The 21,795-nt window shown below is 33.2% G+C and carries 25 protein-coding genes; 13 read left to right on the forward strand and 12 right to left on the reverse strand.

Annotated features, from left to right (window positions below; translation table 11 throughout):
- Nucleotides 1-227: 227 nt before the first annotated feature.
- Nucleotides 228-872, reverse strand: coding sequence for a hypothetical protein (locus C3729_RS02395; RefSeq protein ID WP_104792667.1), 645 nt, complete (start codon nucleotides 870-872; stop codon nucleotides 228-230).
- Between the two features lie 206 nt (nucleotides 873-1,078).
- Here C3729_RS02395 and C3729_RS02400 point away from each other — a divergent pair, with 206 nt between their 5' ends.
- From C3729_RS02400 to C3729_RS02415, 4 genes are read left to right on the forward strand one after another with little or no spacing between them, the layout of a single operon-like run.
- Nucleotides 1,079-1,603, forward strand: a complete 525-nt coding sequence (locus C3729_RS02400; protein ID WP_104792668.1) for a C40 family peptidase — start codon at nucleotides 1,079-1,081, stop codon at nucleotides 1,601-1,603.
- 3 nt (nucleotides 1,604-1,606) lie between these two features.
- Nucleotides 1,607-2,071 carry a hypothetical protein gene (locus C3729_RS02405; protein ID WP_104792669.1) on the forward strand — a complete coding sequence of 155 codons (465 nt, stop codon included), beginning with the start codon at nucleotides 1,607-1,609 and terminating at the stop codon, nucleotides 2,069-2,071.
- Nucleotides 2,072-2,090: 19 nt separating this feature from the next.
- Nucleotides 2,091-2,903: a 2,3,4,5-tetrahydropyridine-2,6-dicarboxylate N-succinyltransferase gene (locus tag C3729_RS02410; RefSeq protein ID WP_104792670.1), complete on the forward strand. Its 813-nt coding sequence runs from the start codon at nucleotides 2,091-2,093 to the stop codon at nucleotides 2,901-2,903.
- Entirely contained in the window at nucleotides 2,904-3,680 is a 777-nt protein-coding gene (locus tag C3729_RS02415; protein ID WP_104792671.1) for a glycosyltransferase domain-containing protein, read from the forward strand.
- 201 nt (nucleotides 3,681-3,881) lie between these two features.
- Here C3729_RS02415 and C3729_RS02420 read toward each other — a convergent pair whose 3' ends face one another.
- Together C3729_RS02420 and C3729_RS02425 are read right to left on the reverse strand one after the other, a co-directional pair.
- Nucleotides 3,882-4,700 carry a glycosyltransferase gene (locus tag C3729_RS02420; RefSeq protein WP_104792672.1) on the reverse strand — a complete coding sequence of 273 codons (819 nt, stop codon included), beginning with the start codon at nucleotides 4,698-4,700 and terminating at the stop codon, nucleotides 3,882-3,884.
- A gap of 87 nt (nucleotides 4,701-4,787) precedes the next feature.
- A complete protein-coding gene (locus C3729_RS02425) occupies nucleotides 4,788-5,603 on the reverse strand; it encodes a glycosyltransferase family 2 protein (protein WP_104792673.1) in 816 nt (271 codons plus the stop codon).
- 315 nt (nucleotides 5,604-5,918) lie between these two features.
- Between C3729_RS02425 and hisG the strand changes: the two genes are divergently transcribed.
- The 9 genes from hisG to C3729_RS02470 all read left to right on the forward strand — a co-directional run bounded on the left by hisG (nucleotide 5,919) and on the right by C3729_RS02470 (nucleotide 13,705).
- Nucleotides 5,919-6,776 carry an ATP phosphoribosyltransferase gene (hisG, locus tag C3729_RS02430; protein ID WP_104792674.1) on the forward strand — a complete coding sequence of 286 codons (858 nt, stop codon included), beginning with the start codon at nucleotides 5,919-5,921 and terminating at the stop codon, nucleotides 6,774-6,776.
- A 78-nt stretch (nucleotides 6,777-6,854) separates the two neighbouring features.
- Complete coding sequence (gene hisD, locus C3729_RS02435; protein WP_104792675.1) at nucleotides 6,855-8,147, forward strand: histidinol dehydrogenase; 1,293 nt, start codon at nucleotides 6,855-6,857, stop codon at nucleotides 8,145-8,147.
- Nucleotides 8,137-9,165, forward strand: a complete 1,029-nt coding sequence (gene hisC, locus C3729_RS02440) for a histidinol-phosphate transaminase (protein ID WP_104792676.1) — start codon at nucleotides 8,137-8,139, stop codon at nucleotides 9,163-9,165. The genes hisD and hisC overlap by 11 nt, the downstream gene beginning before the upstream one ends.
- Nucleotide 9,166: 1 nt before the next feature.
- Nucleotides 9,167-10,264 carry a bifunctional histidinol-phosphatase/imidazoleglycerol-phosphate dehydratase HisB gene (gene hisB / locus C3729_RS02445; protein WP_104792677.1) on the forward strand — a complete coding sequence of 366 codons (1,098 nt, stop codon included), beginning with the start codon at nucleotides 9,167-9,169 and terminating at the stop codon, nucleotides 10,262-10,264.
- 79 nt (nucleotides 10,265-10,343) lie between these two features.
- Entirely contained in the window at nucleotides 10,344-10,928 is a 585-nt protein-coding gene (gene hisH, locus C3729_RS02450) for an imidazole glycerol phosphate synthase subunit HisH (protein WP_104792678.1), read from the forward strand.
- A gap of 64 nt (nucleotides 10,929-10,992) precedes the next feature.
- Entirely contained in the window at nucleotides 10,993-11,703 is a 711-nt protein-coding gene (gene hisA, locus C3729_RS02455; protein ID WP_104792679.1) for a 1-(5-phosphoribosyl)-5-[(5-phosphoribosylamino)methylideneamino]imidazole-4-carboxamide isomerase, read from the forward strand.
- 3 nt (nucleotides 11,704-11,706) lie between these two features.
- Nucleotides 11,707-12,462, forward strand: a complete 756-nt coding sequence (gene hisF / locus C3729_RS02460; RefSeq protein WP_104792680.1) for an imidazole glycerol phosphate synthase subunit HisF — start codon at nucleotides 11,707-11,709, stop codon at nucleotides 12,460-12,462.
- A 159-nt stretch (nucleotides 12,463-12,621) separates the two neighbouring features.
- Complete coding sequence (gene hisIE, locus C3729_RS02465; protein WP_104792681.1) at nucleotides 12,622-13,209, forward strand: bifunctional phosphoribosyl-AMP cyclohydrolase/phosphoribosyl-ATP diphosphatase HisIE; 588 nt, start codon at nucleotides 12,622-12,624, stop codon at nucleotides 13,207-13,209.
- A 52-nt stretch (nucleotides 13,210-13,261) separates the two neighbouring features.
- Nucleotides 13,262-13,705 carry a hypothetical protein gene (locus C3729_RS02470; RefSeq protein ID WP_104792682.1) on the forward strand — a complete coding sequence of 148 codons (444 nt, stop codon included), beginning with the start codon at nucleotides 13,262-13,264 and terminating at the stop codon, nucleotides 13,703-13,705.
- A gap of 28 nt (nucleotides 13,706-13,733) precedes the next feature.
- Here the strand turns inward: C3729_RS02470 and trpA are convergent, their stop codons facing one another.
- The 9 genes from trpA to rplT all read right to left on the reverse strand — a co-directional run bounded on the left by trpA (nucleotide 13,734) and on the right by rplT (nucleotide 21,730).
- Nucleotides 13,734-14,465, reverse strand: coding sequence for a tryptophan synthase subunit alpha (trpA, locus tag C3729_RS02475; protein ID WP_104792683.1), 732 nt, complete (start codon nucleotides 14,463-14,465; stop codon nucleotides 13,734-13,736).
- Between the two features lie 12 nt (nucleotides 14,466-14,477).
- Complete coding sequence (locus C3729_RS02480) at nucleotides 14,478-15,266, reverse strand: PhzF family phenazine biosynthesis protein (RefSeq protein WP_104792684.1); 789 nt, start codon at nucleotides 15,264-15,266, stop codon at nucleotides 14,478-14,480.
- 149 nt (nucleotides 15,267-15,415) lie between these two features.
- Nucleotides 15,416-16,600 (reverse strand): tryptophan synthase subunit beta, encoded by a 1,185-nt coding sequence (trpB, locus tag C3729_RS02485; RefSeq protein WP_104792685.1) that lies wholly within the window; start codon nucleotides 16,598-16,600, stop codon nucleotides 15,416-15,418.
- Nucleotides 16,597-17,235 (reverse strand): phosphoribosylanthranilate isomerase, encoded by a 639-nt coding sequence (locus tag C3729_RS02490; RefSeq protein ID WP_104792686.1) that lies wholly within the window; start codon nucleotides 17,233-17,235, stop codon nucleotides 16,597-16,599. The genes trpB and C3729_RS02490 overlap by 4 nt, the downstream gene beginning before the upstream one ends.
- Before the next feature lies 1 nt (nucleotide 17,236).
- Entirely contained in the window at nucleotides 17,237-18,010 is a 774-nt protein-coding gene (gene trpC / locus C3729_RS02495; protein WP_104792687.1) for an indole-3-glycerol phosphate synthase TrpC, read from the reverse strand.
- A gap of 64 nt (nucleotides 18,011-18,074) precedes the next feature.
- Nucleotides 18,075-19,064 (reverse strand): anthranilate phosphoribosyltransferase, encoded by a 990-nt coding sequence (gene trpD, locus C3729_RS02500; protein ID WP_104792688.1) that lies wholly within the window; start codon nucleotides 19,062-19,064, stop codon nucleotides 18,075-18,077.
- A 16-nt stretch (nucleotides 19,065-19,080) separates the two neighbouring features.
- Nucleotides 19,081-19,704: an anthranilate synthase component II gene (locus C3729_RS02505; RefSeq protein ID WP_104792689.1), complete on the reverse strand. Its 624-nt coding sequence runs from the start codon at nucleotides 19,702-19,704 to the stop codon at nucleotides 19,081-19,083.
- A complete protein-coding gene (locus tag C3729_RS02510) occupies nucleotides 19,701-21,134 on the reverse strand; it encodes an anthranilate synthase component I family protein (RefSeq protein WP_104792690.1) in 1,434 nt (477 codons plus the stop codon). Before C3729_RS02510 ends, C3729_RS02505 begins: the two co-directional genes overlap by 4 nt.
- 251 nt (nucleotides 21,135-21,385) lie before the next feature.
- Entirely contained in the window at nucleotides 21,386-21,730 is a 345-nt protein-coding gene (gene rplT, locus C3729_RS02515; protein WP_069799160.1) for a 50S ribosomal protein L20, read from the reverse strand.
- Between the last annotated feature and the right edge of the window lie 65 nt (nucleotides 21,731-21,795).

Genomic DNA, 21,795 nt, shown 5'->3' on the forward strand with positions numbered 1-21,795 from the left:
TTCAACTTCACATCTTCACGACTTCACGATTTTACGATTTCACTCCCAGAACATCTCCGATGTTCCTCAGTGCGCTCAAAAACACAATCATTTCACCCCATCTCTGTGAACTTTGTGCTAGAAAAATAAACACACTTTCCACCCCACTTCATAGCGAATGAATTTCGCCAACTTTGCTTCCTTAAAAACATAATGAAAATAAAAAAAATCTTTGCGTTTAAAACCATTTAGGCTAAAAAGCCCATCCCAAGAATCTCCTCGCCATCATAAATAGCAACAAACTGCAAAGCTTCCTCCTCGTGGAAATAGGAATCAAAAGTGAAAATACCATTATCAACACTAACTTTTTGCTCTTGAATCTCAAAACGGTAACTTTCGTAATTCGGTAAAATAGAAACCAAATGCAGAGAGGGTAGAGTAAGTAGCGTATTGAGCTCTAAAGAAATCCCCTCATCATAACTTGTTTTTTTAATAAAATCCTTTGCCGAAGAAATTTTTCCAAAGACAAATGAAGAAAGCAACCTTTTCCCTTCCGTAGTTTTCAAACCTTGGTAAACAGTCCTTTTTCCACGTTCAGAAACGCTGTCAAAATTTTTAATCGCGGTCATCAATTGTGCGAATTTCTGATACAGATATCGGTCTCCACATTTTTTATAGTAAGGATAAATGGCATTTCTGAGCATTTTCCCCGTTTTAGAACAATGCCCAAACTCACTGCTGTTTTCTCTTACTCGAGCATAATTTTCCTTAGTTTTAAAATCATCTCGATTAAAACCACTTATCTTGCGCACCACAGAAACACCATTCAGTTCATAAAAAACCAAACCATCTATAGACCCCTGAAATTGTAAAATGCTCTTGTATCTAGCCATGGGTTAATTGAATGAATATCAAAAGTAAGGAATACTCATGACATGCACAACTTTAATGTATAGTTGTAGTATAGTTATAGTATAGTTAATATATAAATAATTAATGTTATATTTGTATAAAAGTAGTAAACAAAGGGTGTTATAAGCGAAGAATTCCAATAATGAATAAAACGCTGTGACTTCTAAAAAAGAGGGAAAACTGAATCATGAATAAAAGAATACTTTTTCTAGTCGTATTGATACTCACGGTAATTTCTTGTGGCTCCCGCAAAACGGTGTCTCACAAACCTTATACTCCCACAGAAAACCTTAGAAATCTAACCTCTAAATTTGAAGGTCAAAATTCTTATCAAGTCAAAAAAATCCTAAGTGATGCCGAAGATTTCTTAGGAGCTCCTTATAAACTGGGCGGAACCAGCAAGTCTGGACTAGATTGCAGCGGTTTGGTTATCAATGTCTACAATGAAAACAAGGTGAAAATGGCAAGACGTTCCATAGACCAAGCACAACAAGGAAAAAAAATAGAAATTTGGGAAGCAAAACCCGGAGATTTGTTGTTTTTTGCGACCAATGTTAATGGTGTGGTTTCTCATGTTGGCATTGTAAAAGAAATCAAAAACAGAGGAGAAATAACCTTCATTCATGCTTCTACTTCTAAAGGAGTAATCGTATCTTCGCTGAACGAAAAATATTGGAACAAAGCTTTTCTCTTTGCTAAAAGAGTACTCTAAATAATGAATTATATTATCCAAAAACTTAATAATTTACCGTATCATACACATTTGGGTTCACTCTTAAAACCAATAGAGAATGAACTGAAAGAGTATCAATTTTTAATAACAGATTACCTTTTCCTCTCTCCTGAAAAAGACTTGCCGATTCAGAATTTTTCCAGCAATTATGAAATATTTGATGCTGAAAAATTTTTAGAGTTAGCCCAAAAAGATGTCAAGTTCAATTATGGATATTTTGCAGCTATTCCCAAGGATAGAGAGATTGTCTTAGACTTAGAAAATTTGCCTTTTGTAGAAGGAAATCCAGATATTTGGTATAATGATTTTTTAAGAGATGACGCCGAAATAGAGATTTATGCTTACGATGGCAGTTATAGCCTAATAAAATTTAAAAATTCAAAATTATCTAATACCTTTGCAGAGTATTTTCCAGAGGCTGAATTGCTGGAGAATTTTCAATTTTAACTAAAAAATTAAAATAATTATGTCTTTACAACAAACCATTGAGAACATTTGGGATAACAGAGATTTATTACAAAAAGAAGAGAGCAAAACTGCCATTAGAGAAGTGATTGCTCTTTTAGATAAAGGCGAATTGCGTGTTGCTGAACCTACAGAAAACGGTTGGCAAGTAAATGAATGGGTGAAAAAAGCAGTAGTAATGTATTTCCCTATTCAGAAAATGGAAACCATAGAAGTAGGTCCTTTTGAATTCCATGATAAAATTCCTTTAAAGAAAAATTATGCAGAAAAAGGTGTGAGAGTGGTTCCTCATGCTGTAGCAAGAGAAGGAGCTTACATTTCTCCGGGAGTTATTTTAATGCCTTCTTATGTTAACATCGGGGCGTATGTAGATTTCGGAACTATGGTAGATACTTGGGCAACGGTGGGTTCTTGTGCTCAAATTGGTAAAAACGTTCACTTAAGCGGTGGAGTAGGAATTGGTGGAGTTCTCGAGCCATTACAAGCAGCTCCAGTAATCATTGAAGATGATTGTTTCGTGGGTTCTAGATGTATCGTAGTAGAAGGAGTTCATGTAGAAAAAGAAGCGGTTTTAGGCGCAAACGTAGTGCTTACAGCTTCTACTAAAATTATAGACGTTACCGGTGATACTCCAGTAGAATTGAAAGGAAGAGTTCCTGCGCGTTCTGTGGTGATTCCGGGAAGTTATACGAAGCAATTTACTGCAGGCGAATTCCAAGTTCCTTGTGCTTTAATTATTGGTAAAAGAAAAGAATCTACAGATAAGAAAACCTCTCTAAACGATGCTTTAAGAGATAATAATGTAGCAGTATAAATGGAGAAAATTGTAGTATACACTGCTATTTTTGGAGGGTATAATGAACTTATTGAACAACCTCAGTTCGAAAATGTAGATTACATTTGTTATACAGACCGTAATCTATCATCTTCTAGTTGGAAGGTGGTGGTGGTTCCAGAACCGCCAGTTGGCGACGACAATACCCGAAATAACAGATACTACAAAATTTTACCACATCTTCATTTGCAAGATTATCAATACAGCATTTATATTGATGGTAATTTTATCATCAAAAAAAATCCACAGTTATTGATTAAAAATTTCTTGAATGAAGAAGTTTCCATGGCATGTTTTGATCATAATCAAACCATTATGGACCCCAGAAATTGCGTTTATCAAGAATATGAAGCCATCGTAGCATTAGCCGAAACTGAAAATAAGGTAAAAGACGATTTAGAAGTCATCAAAAAACATGTTGATTTTCTAAAATCTGAAAACTATCCTGAAAACAATGGTCTTATTTCTGGTGGAGTGTTAGTAAGAAAACATACCCACGAAAAGCTCATCAAAGTCATGGAAGAATGGTGGTATTTTGTGAAGAATTTTTCTAAAAGAGACCAATTGAGTTTCAACTATGTCGCGTGGAAACATCATTTTAAATACAATATAATTCCAGGAGACATCAGAAAGAAGAATGATTACGTTTACCTTCTTGGGAAACATAAAAGCAATATTTCCAAAGACTTATGGAAATATAAAATCAAACGATTTCTAGGTCTTAACTCATATAAAAAATCTACTCGTAAAGAGTAGATTTTTTATTTATAAATTGTTGTCTTTTATTCATAAAACACAAAGAATTTCAATTATTTACTTTATTTTTTTTTAATCTAAAACTCTTAGCTTCATCAATTCGCTAGCGAATTTTAACTTTGCTTTCTTGATTATTTTTGTTTTATGCAATTAATCTTTGCGTTTAAAAATAAATTAGATTTTTCTGATGACGATGGTTTATTAATTTTCTTCTAATTTTTTCAATCCATTAAGCGTAACGTATCTTTTTAGCCTTTGGTTTTCTTTCATAATAGCTTCATTCACACTTTGGTCGCTCCAATTTTCTTTGTGATAAAGGTGATATTGTACTGCAAAATTTCTAAGCGAATACAAGTGGTAACCCATTCCTTCAAAACGCCAAGTTAAGTCAATATCTTCACCAATTGCGGGCAAAACATAATCTTCATTAAATCCATTTATTTTTTCCAATGCTGACTTGTAACAAGAAAAATTACAACCTTTTATTTGGCTCATTTTTCTAAGGTACGCAATGAAAGAAAAGATAGATTTTGGTGAAATATAAATTCCTTCTTCATAGAATTTTGCACCATCTTTTTTGATGGATTTTATCTCGGGGAGAATCACTTTTGCAAACTCAGAAACCGTTTTTGCGTTTCTTAATTGGTCAGAATAGTTAGGACCTAGCTTGATTCTTTTACCCGCTAAAATCCTATCTTCTCGAGCAAATTTTAAGTGATTTTCTATAAAATTTGGGTGTAAAACGCAATCACCATCTATAAAAATAAAGTAATCAGCATCAATTGTTCTAATGGTATTGTTGAGCGCTTTATTTTTTTGCCAACCGAGATCTTCTTGAGTTAAGTGAATTAAATCTAATTTACCACTGTAGTTTTTTACAAAATCAGCCATTTCTGTACTGTTTCCATCCTCGGAAATCACAGTTATAAAGTCAGAAACACTTTGTTGCTCTACAGATTTTAAAACGATGGCTAAATCGGCAGTATTTTTATATACAGAAATGATAAGTGCTGTTTTCATATGTAGTTACTTATTGTTTTTAAAGGTCATATGCAATCGCTGATTCTTCATTAGCGTTTGTGTTTGCTCATTATGGCGATTTTATACTTATAAATTGGTGGTGATTCCTTGTTCAGTCCAAGTCAGTTTTTGGTCTCTTGTGTTTTTTCTGATGGCATTGTTTTTTGCCCAAGTTTCAGGATTTACATAACCTCTTGCATGGTCTAGATGCACGCAAATTGCGCTGTATCTTATTTGTTTTCCTTTAACTCCTAAATTTTCCAGCCTTTCTCCTAATTCTCGGTCTTGTCCACCATATTGCATCTCTTGGTTGAATCCATTGATTTTAACCAAATCTTTTTTCCAGCCAGAAGCGTTATGACCATTCCAAGAAGGTTTAGTAGGGGTAAAAAAATTGAGAAGTTTTGCTTTGAAAGCTTTAGCAGACAGTTTATTGTTTTTGAAAGATTTTTTCAAACCATTTTGGGTTAACCAATTTACATCAAAACACTTTTGCGAAAGCACATCTTCTCTACTGATGAGTTTTGAAATATTCATGGGCAACATGAAATAACCGCCAGATAAAAATCTTCCCGATTCTCTATTGTTAAGGTGAGTTTCTATAAAATCTTTTCTGGGAATACAATCTCCATCGGTGAAAATCAAATAATCCGTAGTAGAAGCAAGGATTGCTTTATTTAGAATCTGTGATTTCTGAAAACCATTGTCTTCTTGCCAAACATGAATAATGGGAATATCGAGTTCAGTTTTGTATTTCTCAATCAAGTTTTTTGTGGCTTCTCTAGAGCCATCATCAGCAATAATAATTTCGAAATCTTTGGTAGTTTGTACGCTAAATCCCCAAATCACTTTTTCTAGCCATTCTTCCGAATTATAGGTACTAAAAATTACCGATGCTTTCATATTTTTTATATTTCGTCACAAAGATACTTTTTTAGCCTAATATTCAAAAATTCCACAGAACGATATTTGTTACGTTCAAAAAATTGAAAAATAATTTTCATTTTCATAAAAATCTCTATATTTGCAAAAGAATTAGACAAAAAATGAAAAATTTAAACTTAATCCATCATCATCATCATCTCATCTAAAGGCGAGTTGATAATGTATCATGTATTATAGTTAATAAAATATTTACAATCCGCCTTGAGTTTTTCAAGCGGATTTTTCTTTTTCATCACTGCAGAACTCGAGGCTAAAAAAATAAAAATCTAAAAAATGAGTTCACTTAAAATTGCAGTTCAAAAAAGCGGAAGACTTTTCGAAGATTCTATTAAACTTCTCAAAGATTGCGGAATTTCTTATGACAATGGCAAAGACCAATTAAAAGTTCAGGTAGAAAATTTCCCTATCGAAATCTATTTTCTCAGAAATTCAGATATTCCTCAATATGTAGAAGATGGAGTGGTAGATGTAGCCATCGTTGGCGAAAATTTACTCATCGAAAAGCAAAAAGACATCGAAATTGTACAGAAATTAGGTTTTTCTAAATGTAGAGTTTCTTTAGCAGTTCCGAAAGAGGTAGAAACCGATGATGTAACGTATTTTCAAGGCAAAAAAATAGCGACTTCTTATCCAAATACCGTTAAAAATTTCTTATCCGAAAACAATATTGAAGCAGAAATTCACGTGATTTCTGGTTCTGTAGAAATTGCTCCAAACATGGGATTAGCAGACGGAATTTGTGATATTGTAAGCTCAGGAAGTACACTTTTTAAAAATGGATTGAGAGAAACTGTAACTATTCTTAAATCTGAAGCAGTTTTGGCGAAAAATAAAAATCTTTCAGCTGAGAAATTAGAAATTTTAGAGAGACTTTTATTCAGAATTCAGGCCGTTTTAAAATCTAAAAACACCAAATACATCTTGATGAACGTTCCTAATGAAAAAATTCAAGAGGTTTCTAGCATTTTGCCAGTATTGAAAAGTCCTACTATTGTACCTTTGGTTGAAGAAGGTTGGAGCAGTTTACACTCTGTTATTGAAGAAAAAAGATTCTGGGAAGTAATAGACCAACTCAAAAAAGCAGGAGCAGAAGGCATTCTCATCATTCCAATAGAAAAAATGATTCTATAATTTACAACTCAACGACTGTACAACTTCAGATTTTTACGATTTTACGACTGTACAACTTCACAACTTTACAAACGAATTATGAACATAATAGAATTCCCACCTAAAAATACATTCAGCAGTCTTACCAAAAGACCTGTCTTTGAAAAAAATGACATCGAAAATCTCATCAAAGGAATTTTCGAAAAAGTAGAAAATGAAGGCGATAATGCTTTGAAATTTTACGCTGAAAAATTTGACAATCAGATTCTTGAGACCATTGAAGTTTCTCAGCAAGAAATTGCAGAAGCCATTAGTTTGGTAGATGAAGAACTGAAAATTGCAATCAACACAGCAAAAAGCAATATTGAAAAATTTCACCAGTCTCAAAAAGAAACTCTACAAAAAATTGAAACAATAGAAGGTGTGGTATGTTGGCGAGAAAGCAGAGCAATTGATAAGGTAGGTTTATACATTCCGGGAGGAACAGCGCCGCTTTTTTCTACGGTTTTAATGTTGGCAGTTCCAGCGCAAATTGCGGGTTGTAAAGAAATTATTCTTTGTTCACCACCTCAGAAAAACGGAAAAATCAATCCCATTATTTTATATGTTGCGAATCTTTGCAGAGTTTCTAAAATTTTTAAAGTTGGCGGAGCTCAAGCGATTGCTGCAATGAGTTTAGGAACGAAAACAGTTCCTAAAGTGTATAAAATCTTCGGGCCAGGAAATCAATTTGTAACCGAAGCCAAGATTTTTGCTCAGAAATTAGGAATTGCGATTGATATGCCAGCTGGACCGAGTGAAGTTTTGGTGATGGCAGATGAAACCGCTAATCCAAGTTTTGTAGCAGCAGATTTACTTTCTCAGGCAGAACATGGAGTAGATTCTCAGGTAGTTTTCTTAACGACTTCTAAAGAAATTTTAGAAAAGGTAAAACAAGAAACCGAAGCTCAATTACAAGATTTACCTAGAAAAGATATCGCAGAAAAAGCTCTAGAAAACAGTAGTTTTATCCTCTTAAATTCCATAGAAGAATGTATTGAATTTAGCAATGAATATGCACCAGAACACTTAATTCTTTCCATTGAAAATCCTGAAAATATTTTAGCAGAAATTACCAATGCAGGTTCTATTTTCTTAGGAAATTACACGCCAGAAAGTGCAGGAGATTACGCGAGCGGAACCAACCACACTTTACCTACCAATGGTAATGCAAGAGCCTACAGCGGCGTTTCTTTAGACAGTTTTGTGAAGAAAATTACCATTCAAAAAATTTCTGAAAAAGGAATTCAGAATCTTGGAAAAACAATTGAAAAAATGGCAGCTGAAGAAGGACTTTTTGCACATAAAAATGCAGTTACATTACGCTTAAAAAATTTAGAAAATGGAATTTAAACTCGACAATTTGATAAGAGAAAATCTTAGAAATTTAAAACCCTATACTTCGCTTCGGGATAGTCAAAATTTTGATGCGCCTGTTTTTTTAGAAGCCAACGAAAATCCTTTCGGTGAGTACAATCGTTATCCAGATTCTACACAAAAGAAACTGAAGGAAAAATTAAGTGAACTTAAAAATATCAACCCAAAAAATCTCTTCATCGGGAATGGAAGTGATGAATTGATAGACTTGATTATCAAAGCTTTTTGTGAACCCAAAAAAGATGAAATTTTGGTCATGAATCCATCATTTGTGATGTATTCTTTTTATGCTAAAATCAATGATAATAAAGTTAATTCGCTGGAATTAGATGAAAATTTTCAAATCAATAAAGAAGATTTTTTACAAAAAATTCAGAATGAAAATTTGAAGGTTTTGTTTCTTTGTTCGCCCAATAATCCAACAGGAAATGAAGTGGATGATTTAGAGTTCTTCATTGAAAATTTTTCAGGAATTGTGGTTTTAGATGAGGCTTATATAGAATTTTCTTCTAGAAAATCAGCTATTTCTTGGTTAGCGAAATATCCAAATCTTATAGTATTGCAAACCCTTTCAAAAGCTTATGGAATGGCAGGTTTGAGAATTGGAATTGGCGCAGCTTCTACAGAAATCGCTACTTTGATGAATACCATAAAAGGGCCTTATAACGTGAATTCTTTAAGTCAAAAAAAAGCTTTGCAACAACTTAATGATGAAAAAGTTTTTAAGGAAAATCTTGAACAGATTTTAGCAGAAAGAGAACTTCTAAAAGCTCAATTAAATCAATTAGATTTTGTAAAAAAAATCTATCCTACAGAAGCCAATTTTTTCTTAATCAAAATAGAAAATCCAATAGAAATATATGAATTTTTACTCGCTCAGAATATTTTGACCAGTCTGAGACATCCTCAAATTGAAAATGCGTTGAGAATTAATGTAGGCTCAAAAGAAGAAAATCAAAAATTAATAGAAACCTTGAAAAATTATAAAAAGTAAAATGAAGAAAAAAGTATTATTCATCGATAGAGACGGAACTTTAATCATCGAACCTCCGATTGATTTTCAGGTGGATTCGTTAGAAAAGCTGGAATTTTATCCGAGAGTTTTTCAGAATTTAGCAAAAATCGCTAAAGAATTGGATTACGAGTTAGTGATGGTGACCAATCAAGACGGTTTGGGAACCGAGAGTTTTCCTTATGAAGATTTCATCAAACCTCAAGAAAAAATGATGAAAGCTTTCGAAAATGAAGGGGTTTTTTTCAGTGAAGTTTGTGTAGATGACAGCTTCGAACACGAAAATTCACCCAACAGAAAACCAAGAACAGGAATGCTTCAGAAGTATATTTTTGGAAATTACGATTTAGAAAATTCATTCGTGATTGGTGATAGAAAAACCGATGTAGAATTGGCGAAAAATTTAGGTTCAAAATCTATTTTCATTTCAGATGAAAGCAATGATGAAGCTACTTTTTCTACAAAAAGTTGGGACGAAATCTATCAATATCTTAAACAAATTCCAAGAAAAGCGAAAGTAAAAAGAACAACCAAAGAAACAGATATTGCTGTTGAGTTGAATCTTGATGGAAGCGGAAAATCGAGTATTGATACGGGTTTGAAGTTCTTTGATCATATGTTAGAACAAATTTCAAAACACGGAAATTTTGATTTATTTATAAAAGTTGATGGTGATTTAGAAGTAGATGAACATCACACCATTGAAGATACAGCCATCGTTTTGGGAGATTGTTTTTTACAAGCTTTAGGAAGCAAAAAAGGCATCGAAAGATATGCTTTTGTTTTGCCAATGGACGATTGTTTGGCGCAAGTTGCGATTGACTTCGGTGGAAGATCTTGGTTGGTTTGGAATGCAGAATTCAAGCGTGAAAAAATTGGAGAACTGCCAACAGAAATGTTTTATCATTTCTTCAAATCGTTTTCAGACAGTGCAAAATGTAACCTGAATATTTCTGTGGAAGGAGAAAATGAACACCACAAAATAGAAAGCATTTTCAAAGCTTTTGCGAAAGTTTTAAGAAATGCAGTGGCACAAACCGACCAAAATTTCAACCTTCCAAGTACAAAAGGAACTTTATAATAATGTAAAATGTAAAATTGAGAATTAAAAATTTCAACAAATCATTTTCAACTTTCAATCTTCAACTTTCAATTAAAAAATGATAGCAATAATAGACTACGATGCAGGAAATGTAAAATCCGTTCAAAATGCCTTGAAAAAATTAGGCTTTGAGGCGGTGATTACTTCTGATATCGAAACGATAAAAAATGCTGAAAAAGTGATTTTTCCAGGAGTTGGGGAAGCTTCTTCGGCGATGAAAAAACTCAAAGAAAGAGGTTTAGATATTGTCATTCCGAATTTAAAACAACCTGTTTTGGGAATTTGTCTCGGAATGCAATTGATGTGCAATGCTTCGGAAGAAGGCAATACAAAAGCACTTGGAATTTTTGATTGCGAAGTGAAATTGTTCCCAAATTCAGACATCGTTCCACACATGGGCTGGAATAATGTTTCTGAAATGAAAGGGAAGTTATTCGAAAATATATCAGATACAGATAATTTTTACTTCGTTCACAGCTATTATGCTGAGATTTGTGAAAATACAAGCTCGGTTTGTGATTATATTACGCCTTTCAGTGCAACTTTGCAAAAAGACAATTTCTATGCAGCTCAATTTCACCCAGAAAAATCTGGAGATGCTGGTTTTAAACTATTAGAAAACTTTTTAAATTTAAGATTTTAGATTTACGATTTTAGATTAAAAAAATCAAATCGTGATTCATAAATCGTACTTCGTAAATAAAAATATGAAAATTATTCCTGCAATAGACATCATCGACGGAAAGTGTGTAAGGCTTTCTAAAGGTGATTATGATACCAAAAAAATATACAATGAAAATCCTGTTGAAGTAGCTAAAGAATTTGAATATTTCGGGATTCAATATTTACATTTGGTAGATTTAGATGGTGCAAAAGCCAAGAAAATCATCAATCAAAAAGTAATTGAAAACATCGCAAAAAATACAAATCTCATCATTGATTTCGGAGGCGGAATTCGTTCTGAAGATGATTTACAAAAAGCTTTTGATAGTGGTGCAAAAAAGGTAACTTTAGGAAGCATTGCTGTGGTAAATCCTGAGTTGTGTTTGGCTTGGTTAGAAAAATTTGGTGCTGAAAAATTGATTTTGGGAGCAGATTGTTTGGATAGAAAAATCAAAACTTCAGGTTGGTTAGAAAATTCTGAAACAGATGTGGTAGATTTCATTAAAGAATATCAGAAAAAAGGCTTCAACGAAGTGGTTTGTACCGATATTTCAAAAGACGGAATGTTGCAAGGTCCATCCACAGCATTGTATCAAGAAATTATAGAGAATTCAACTATTGAACTCATTGCAAGTGGTGGAATTTCAAATATAGAAGATGTGCAAAAAATGAAAGAAATTGGTTGCGCTGGAACCATCATTGGTAAAGCAATTTATGAAGGACGAATTTCTCTAGAACAACTTTCAAAAATTTAAAAAATGCTCAAAAAAAGAATCATTCCTTGTTTGGATATAAAAGATGGAAGAACGGTAAAAGGCGTCAATTTTGTTGGATTAATTGATGCAGGAAATCCTGTGGAATTGGCAAAAAGATATGTAGAAGAAGGTGCGGATGAATTGGTTTTTCTAGATATTACAGCAACTCATGAAAATCGAAAAACTTTGGTTCAATTGGTGGAGAAAATTGCCGAAGAAATCAATATTCCGTTTACTGTTGGTGGCGGAATTTCAGAAATTTCTGATGTTGACAATCTTTTGAAAGCGGGTGCAGATAAAATCAGCATCAATTCTTCAGCGGTTAAAAATCCTGATTTAATTAAAACTTTCGCAGATAAATTCGGGAGTCAATGTGTAGTTGTGGCGATAGATTCTAAACAATTTGGAGATGAAGATTACGTTTTTGTGAACGGTGGAAGAATAAAGACCGACTATAAAACCCACGATTGGGCGAAAAAAGTAGAAAATTTGGGTGCAGGAGAAATTCTTTTGACTTCTATGGATTTTGATGGAACCAAACAAGGTTTCGATGTGAGATTACTCAATGAAATTTCACAAATCGTCAATATTCCCATTATCGCTTCTGGAGGGGCAGGAAAAATGGAAGATTTCACAGAAGTTTTTAATGAAACCAAAGCAACAGGAGCTTTAGCAGCAAGTATTTTCCACTTTGGAGAAATTAATATAAACTACTTAAAACAAGTTTTAAAACAACAAAATATTGCTATAAGATTTTAGATTTACGATTTTAAATTTACGATTTTAGATTTTAAAATTCAAATCAAAGACTTTTTCCAGGTCTCATCTAATAAATTATTTTGAAATTCCGTAGGTATTTAAGGTTTGTAGAATATAGAATTAATAGTAATAGAGCTCCGTAGGAGCGAAACAAAAAATATAAAAATGATCAATTTTGAAAAAGGAAACGGATTAGTTCCCGTAATTATACAAGACGAAACCACATTACAAGTGTTAATGCTAGGTTTTATGAATGAAGAAGCTCTAAAATTAACAGAAGAAACGGGGAAAGTTCACTTTTTTAGCAGAACCAAAGATAGAATTTGGTTAAAAGGAGAATCTTCTGAAAATTATTTATATGTAAAAAACATCGAAAAAGATTGTGATGATGATACTTTACTCATTAAAGTAAAACCTACAAATGTGGTTTGTCATACTGGTAATTTCAGTTGTTTTGGAGAAAAAGATACCAAAGGTTTTCTGTATGAATTAGAATCGATTATCAACCAAAGAATTGATGAAAATGTAGAAGGTTCTTATACTTCAAAACTCTATCAAAGAGGCATCAATAAAGTAGCTCAAAAAGTAGGAGAGGAAGCAGTAGAATTGGTAATTGAGGCGAAAGATAATAATGATGACTTGTTCAAAAATGAAGCAGCAGATTTATTGTATCACTTTTTAATTTTATTGAAAGCAAAAAAATTCAAATTGCAAGACATAGAAGAAGTTTTGAAAGGAAGACATTAAGTTTAATTTTTAGTATTTACTGATTTTTTTGTATTTTTATAAAAAATAACCAATGAAAAAAATCATTCTTTCCAGTCTTCTTTTTTGGAATACTTTTTATTTTTCACAATCAGCACAAGAATTGAATAATGCTAGAATTAATAAGAGTATTTATGATAGCCAAGTTACCAATTCTACGATGGTTAAAGCGCTTAATGATTTGCAAGTAAGTGCTAAAGCTAACAAAGCAAATCAATTTAAAGAATTAGATGAAAAGTTTGAATTTAATTTTGCTCAAAAAGAAAGATTAGATGCAAAATTCACAACATTGAATAAAAAAAAAATAGAGCTAGAAAAAATGATAATCGCTTCAAAAACTGAGGTGGAAAAAGAAAAATTAAACCGAAAATTGAAACAAATCTTGTCTGAATTTGAGAAAAATCAACAGAAATTGAAAGAGAATGAAGCTGAACTCAAAATTTTACAAGAAAAGTATAATAGTTTAATTGAAAAATAAGAAAACAGAGCAATTTGCTCTGTTTTTTTTATTTAATAGATTTGATGAAAGTTTCCGCTTTTTCTTTCCAATCTTTATTTTCTAAGAGAATTTTCACAAAAGCAGTTCCTATAATTCCGCCTTGTGCTTTTTCTGTAACTTGTTCAAAATCAGTTTTGTTTTTAATTCCGAAACCAATCATTACAGGATTTTTCAGGTTGATGGAAGCCAATTTGTTTAGGTATTCATCATTTTTCACTTCTTTATTTTCGTTTCCTGTGGTAGATGAACTAGAAACAGCGTATAAAAACCCTGAACTCAAAGAATCTAAATATTTGATGCGCTCTTCCGAAGTTTCTGGAGTCACCAAAAAGGTAAAATTCAATCCATATTTCTCTAAAATCGGTTGGTAATTCTTTTCAAATTCAATCGGAGGTAAATCTGGAATAATCAGTCCAGAAACTCCAGAATTGGCACATTCTTCGCAGAATTTTTCGAATCCAAAACTTAAAACAGGGTTAATGTATCCCATTAAAATCACAGGAATTTTGATTTCATCTTTCACCGATTTCAGTTGAGAAAAAAGTTGAGCGATGGTCATTCCGTTAGACAAAGCCAATTCGTGTGCACCTTGAATAACTGGACCATCTGCAACAGGATCAGAATAAGGCATCCCGATTTCCATCATATCTGCGCCAGAATTCTGGATGGTTTTCATAATTTCTGCAGTATCTTCCAAAGTAGGAATTCCCGCAGTAAAATATATATTTAATTTTTTCATTGTAATATCTTTTTATTTGATGAATATTTCGCCTTTCAAATAGGTTTTGCACTTTCCACTGATGAGAACTCTATCATCTTTGAGTTCACATTCTAAAACGCCACCACGTTTTGAAATTTGTTTTGCGGTAAGTTTAGTTTTACCCAATTTTTCTGCCCAAAAAGGAGTCAATGTTGTGTGAGCAGAACCTGTAACAGGATCTTCGTTTACACCGCAATTTGGACCAAAAAATCTAGATACAAAATCAAAATTTTCTGAAATAGAACTTGCAATTATTCCTCTTGCATTAATTTTTGCAATTTCAGAAATGTTGGGTTCTATATTTTGAATTTGATGTTCGTTTTCAAAAATCAATAAATAATCTGTTTTTCCTTGATATGCTTTAATAGGTTGATACGCAAAACATTTCTCGAAAATAGTTAAATCTTCCACTTTTTGTAATATGTCTACTGGAAAATCTAAAGTTAAAAAATCTCCGTTTTTAGTTACAGTTAGCGTTCCGCTATTTCTAGAAAAGAAGTTGATTTTTTCCCCTGAAAATCCTTCAAAATTCATCAATGTGTAAGCGGATGCCAAAGTTGCGTGACCGCATAAATCTACTTCAACTTCTGGCGTAAACCAACGGATTTCAAAGCCATTTTCTACAGGAACAGTGAAAGCAGTTTCTGCCAAATTATTTTCGGCGGCTATTTTTTGCATTATATCTGCATTTAACCAATTGTCTAGCGGACAAACAGCTGCAGGATTTCCCGAAAATAAAGCGTCTGCAAATGCGTCTATTTGATATATTTTTTGGCTCATTATCAATGCTTGAGTTTAATTTTTATACAAAAATTTCTAATTTTTTCTGAGTTGCGACCCGACTTGAGCGGAAATCCTTTTTTTCAATGGCAAAAGCGTTGGCAAAAAAAGATTGGGAGCGGAAGGCGGAATTTGGCGCTCTAAAAATATTATTTATCAATCATTTTCAGGTAGGTTTCCATGTCTTTATCGCCACGTCCGCTTAAACAAATCACCACCACATCGTCTTTTTGGAAGTTTTTCTTTTTCAAAACGTGCAATGCGTGAGAGCTTTCCAAAGCAGGAATGATGCCTTCTAATCTAGTGAGTTCAAAAGCAGATTCTAGCGCTTCGTCATCATTAATGCTGAAAAATTCTGCACGATTATTTTTAAATAGATTCGCGTGAAATGGTCCAATTCCTGGATAATCTAATCCCGCAGAAATAGAGTGAGGTTCGATTACTTGTCCGTCTTCAGTTTGCATCACAATGCTTTTGCTACCGTGCAAAACGCCTGTAGTTCCCAAGAAAGTTGTGGCGGCAGATTTTCCTGAATTTACTCCAAAACCACCAGCTTCAGCTGCTATAATTTTCACAGAAAGTTCATCTACAAAATGGTAGAAAGTTCCTGCAGCATTGCTTCCGCCACCAACACAAGCGATGACGTAATCAGGGTTTTCTCTGCCGATTTTCTCTTTCAATTGCCATTTAATTTCCTCAGAAATCACACTCTGGAATCTCGCCACCAAATCAGGAAAAGGATGCGGACCAACTACACTTCCGATGATGTAATGCGTAGTAGTAGCATTATTAATCCAGTCTCTTAAAGCTTCATTTACTGCATCTTTTAATGTTTTAGAACCCGAAGTGGCAGGGACAACTTTTGCACCAAGCATTTTCATTCTAGCAACATTAGGAGCTTGTCTCGCAATGTCAACTTCGCCCATATAAACGATGCATTCCAGATTCATCAAAGCGCAAGCTGTAGCAGTTGCAACGCCGTGTTGTCCAGCTCCAGTTTCGGCAATAATTCTCTTTTTTCCTAGTTTTTTGGCAAGAAGAACTTGTCCGAGAGCGTTATTGATTTTATGGGCACCAGTATGGTTTAAATCTTCACGTTTTAGGTAAACGTTTGTGCCATATTTTTCGCTTAAATTTTTCGCAAAATAAAGTGGAGTAGCTCTTCCTACATAATCTTTCAATAAATCGTTGAGTTCTTTTTTAAACTCTTCAGATTCTATAATTTCTATATAATTTTGTTGAAGTTCTTCCACGTTTGGATAGAGCATTTCTGGAACAAATGCCCCTCCAAATTCTCCGTAATATCCGTTTTCGTCGGGATTTCTATATGTCATCTTAATAATGATTTTAATGTTTTTATTTTTTCTAGGTTTTTAATTCCGGGTTCTGTCTCAAATTTTGAGTTGATATCTAGCGCCAATGGTTGTTGGTTGATGGTTGATAGTTGATGGATGTTTTCTAAAGAAATTCCACCACTCAAAAAATAAGGTATTGGAATTTCTATTTCGTTGAGAATTTGCCAATCAAAGGTTTTTCCTGTTCCGCCAAAAGCTTTAGAATCAGTGTCGAAAAGGAAATAATCAACCAACGAATTGAAAATTGAAAATTGAAAATTGAAAGTTTCTCCAACTCTGAAAACTTTGATGAGTTTTACTTCTTTCTTTACATTTTTTCTTAAATCTTTGATGAAATTTTCGTCTTCATCACCATGTAATTGGATGAAATTCAAATTTGATTTCTCTGAAATTTCTGTAATTTTTTCAACCGTTTCATTCACAAAAACGCCTACTTTTCCTTGATGATTGATTGCTGAAATCTCTTGTAAACTCAAATGATTTAATACAAATCTCGGTGATTTTTCGTAGAAAATAAAGCCCAAAAAATTGGTGTTCAAAGAAATTAATTCTTGAATTTGAGAGAGTTGTGTTAAACCACAAACTTTTAATTTCAAATTTTCTGTTGGCTTCATTTTAAATAAGTTTAGAAAATTCTTCAAACGTTTTTCCGGGATTTTCGGTTTTCATGAAATATTCTCCCATCAAGAAAGCATCAAATCCTTTTTCTTTCAAAAATTTAAAATCTTCCACATTGTAAATTCCACTTTCTGCAACAGATAAAGTTTCTTTTGGAAGTAAGTTTTTCAGATTAACAGAATGTTGTAAATCTACCTTAAAATCTTTCAAATTTCGGTTGTTAATGCCTACCAAATCAATTTCAGAATTGAATTGTTTTAGTTCTTCTTCGGTGTGAATTTCTAATAAAACTTCTAAATTGAGTTCGTGGGCTAAAGCTGTAAATTCTTGAACTTGATTAGGAGAAAGACACGCTGCAATCAATAAAACAACATCTGCACCGATAGATTTTGCTTCGTAAAATTGGTATTCATCTACCATAAAATCTTTCCTTAAAATCGGAATATTTACAGAATTTCTCACGCTCAAAATATCCTCAAAACTACCTCCGAAGAAATCTTTATCTGTTAAAATCGAAATACCACTTGCGCCGAATTCTTCGTATTTTGTTACCACTTCTAAAGGCGAAGCTTGATTATTGATAATTCCTTTTGAAGGCGATTGTCTTTTAAATTCAGCAATAATTCCGTTTCTGGCTTTTACCGATTCTTTCAAAGAAAAAGTTTCTCTTCCAAAATATTCAGAATTTTTCAGTTCTTCAACAGAAATTTTACTTTTTGAGAAAGCAATTTCTTCCTTTTTTCGAGCTACTATTTTATCTAAAATATTCATGTTTTTTTTTCTCTCGCTGATTTCACAGATTAAACAAATTTTTTATCTACACAATCTGCGAGACTTATTTTATAATTAATTTATTCAAGCATTCTAGCGCTTTTCCACTTTCTAAACTCTCTTTTGCAGCAGCTAAACTTGCTTCATAATTTTCGTATTTTCCTGTGTTTTGAAGCGCTTTTGCAGCATTAGAAAGAACTACGGCGTTTTGTTCATGAGTTCCTTTTCCTTCTAAAATATTTCTGAAAATTTTGGCCGCTTCTTCTTTGGTATTTCCACCGAAAATGGTTTCTGCTTCTATGTTTTTGAATCCTAATTCTTCAGCAGAGAAAATTTCTTCTCCATTTTTGTTGAAAATTTTACTATCTCCTGTCAAAGAAATCTCGTCGTAACCGTCTAAAGCGTGAACTAACATAAAATCTTCGTTGTTTTTTTGCAAAATATATTGGTATAATCTGGCAATTTCTAGATTATAAACACCAATCATTGAAAATTTTGGTTTTGCAGGATTTACCAATGGTCCTAAAAGATTAAAAAATGTTCTCAATCCTAAACCTTTTCTCAAAGGAGCCACCGTTTTTAATGCAGGGTGAAAAAGCGGAGCGTGAAGAAAACAGATGTTGGCTTTTTCTAAATCTTTCTTTAAATCTTCCTGATTATCTTTGAACTGATAGCCCAATTCTTCTAAAACATTAGACGAACCGGAAATCGCAGAAACACCGTAATTGCCGTGTTTCGCTACTTTTTGTCCGGTTCCTGCAACGATAAAACTTGCCAAAGTAGAAATGTTGAAGGTGTTTTTTCCATCGCCACCAGTTCCTACAATATCTACCAAATCGTGCGTTCCTAAATCTACTTTCACCGCTAAATCTAGCAAAGCTTCACGGAAACCTTGCATTTCTTCTAGTGTAATGCTTCGCATCATAAAAACGGTGATAAACGCCGAAACTTCCGTTTCATTGAATTTATTTTGTGCAATTTCAATCATAATAGCCTTTGCTTCGGCTTTGGTCAATGTTTGATGATTGAAAAGGTATTGTAATATTTGTTTCATAATTTGTAGTCCGAAGTCAGATGTCCGAAGTCGGAAGCTTTTTTGGGTTATATTTATTCTTCTGACTTCCGTCTTCCGACTTTAAGAAATTCTCTAAAATCTGTTTTCCTTTTGGTGTTAAAATACTTTCAGGGTGATATTGAACCGCGTGAACATCGTATTCCTTGTGTTTTAAGCTCATAATCATTCCAGAATTATCAACAGAAGTAATTTCTAATTCCTCTGGGAAATCATCAGGATTTACCGCCCAAGAATGATAACGTCCCACTTCTAAAACTTCGGGTAAATTTTCTAGAATTTTGTGAGGTTTCACTTGTTTAGCTTCGGTGGCAACTCCGTGATAAATTTCTGAAAGATTAATGAGACTTCCGCCAAAAGCTTCTGCAATCGCTTGTTGACCAAGACAAACTCCGAAAATGGATTTCGTAGGAGCATATTTTTTTATCACTTCTAACAAAATTCCTGCTTCTTCGGGAATTCCAGGGCCTGGAGAAAGGATGATTTTATCATATTTATTGATGTCTTCCAAAGGAATTTCGTCATTTCTGAAGACATCTACTTTTTCGCCTAAAATTTGTTCTACAATTTGAACGAGATTGTAGGTAAAACTATCGTAATTATCGAAGACCAGTACTTTCATAATTTTTCTGCTTTTTTAACTGCCATTTTCAAGGCATTTAGTTTGTTATTTACTTCTTGTAACTCATTTTCTGCGGAAGATTTGGCTACAATTCCAGCACCAGCTTGATAGAAAAGCGTATTATTTTTGCTTAAAAATGTTCTAATCATAATGGCTTGGTTGCAGCTTCCATCAAAGCCTACAAAGCCAATACAACCGCCATAATAACCACGGGAAGTTTTTTCGTAAGCATCGATGAGTTCAAGAGCTTTATATTTTGGAGCGCCACTTAATGTTCCTTGCGGAAAAGTAGTCGCAATCATTTTATAAGGATTGGTTTTTTCGTCTAATTCTGCGGTGACTTCTGAAACCATGTGTATGACGTGAGAAAACAATTGAATTTCTTTCAGTTTAGAAACCGTTACGTTCTTTCCTAATTTGCTTAAATCGTTTCTGGCTAAATCTACCAACATAGTATGTTCGGCGTTTTCTTTCGGGTCTTTTTTCAGGGTTTCTACCGATTGTAAGTCTTTTTTAGTATCACCAGTTCTGCGGAAAGTTCCTGCAATTGGGTGAATTACGGCTTTGTGATTTTGAATAATCAACTGACTTTCTGGACTTGAGCCCATTAATTTGTAATCTCCATAATCAAAGAAAAATAGGTAAGGAGAAGGATTGATGTTTCGTAAAGCTCTGTAAACATTGAATTCATCACCTTTGAATTTTTGCTCAAATCTTCTGCTTAAAACCAACTGGAAAACATTTCCACGGAAACAATGCTTTTTGGCTAATTCTACCAAATCTCTGTATTCTTCATCAGTTAAATTTGAAGTTTCTTCGTCTATTTTTTCAAAAGGGTAGAGTGCAACATCTTTGTTTTGAATCATATTTTCAATTTCTGAAATTTCAGATTTCAAACCCTTTATTTTATTTTCGATAAGAAACATTTCATCATTAAAATGATTAATAGCAATCACATATTGATAAAATCTGTAACGTAAAATGGGGATTTCTACTTCCTTGCTCTGAGGTTTGAATTGGATGGTTTCAAAAAACTGAACGGCATCAAAACTGGTATAACCAAATAAACCTTGAGCCATTTTTTCAACTGGATTTTTCACCTTTTCGCAGTCAAAACTTTTAGAAAAATTTTCTAAATATTCTGTGATGTTGAAATTTTCTGGAATTTGATGTTTTTCTGGAGCGGTTAATGGAAATTTTACTTCCATTTCCTGTAGATTTTTAATTTCTATTCCTGCAATTGCATTGATAGCGATGTAAGAAAAACTATTGTTATTTACATTGTGGTCGGCACTTTCCAGTAGAATGGTATCTCTGAATTTGTCTCTGAGTTTTAGATAAATTCCCATCGCTGTATGAAGGTCTCCCATCAATGATTTGGAGGTAGTTTTTATTTTAGTTGTTGGTTGTTGGTTGTTGGTTGTCAGCATAATTAAAGATTTAAATAAAAAAAAGACTTCAACGGTATAATCGCTGAAGTCTTCTCATGAAATGAATTTTATTGTAGTATAGATTCAAAGCATAGCAGTATTACCTTAGACTCAGCGTAGAGTATAAGTGCCACCACCAATTTTTGTTGCTATTCAATTTCATTGGGGCAAATTTATAAAAGTTTTTGAAATAAAAAAATCCTAAACTAAAAAAGTTTAGGATTTATTATTGATAACAAATTTGTTTTACATTATTTTACTTGATCTACAACAGCTTTGAAAGCTTCTGGATGATTCATTGCAAGGTCTGCAAGAACTTTTCTGTTTAGCTCGATGTTGTTCTTTTTAAGAGCTCCCATAAATTGAGAGTAAGACATTCCGTGTTCTCTAGTTCCAGCGTTAATTCTGGTAATCCAAAGTCCTCTGAAGCTTCTTTTTTTCTCTTTTCTACCGCGGTAAGCATATTGCATTGCTTTTTCTACGGCATTTTTAGCAACAGTCCAAACATTTTTTCTTCTACCGAAAAAACCTTTAGCCTGCTTTAAAACTTTTTTTCTGCGCGCTCTAGACGCTACAGCGTTTACTGATCTTGGCATAATTTAAATTTTTTGTTTTTTTGAAAAGGGCGGAACTGCGTTTAAAGTTCTCTTATAGGCACCGT

The sequence above is a fragment of the Cloacibacterium normanense genome (genome assembly GCF_002943105.1).
GTDB lineage: Bacteria > Bacteroidota > Bacteroidia > Flavobacteriales > Weeksellaceae > Cloacibacterium.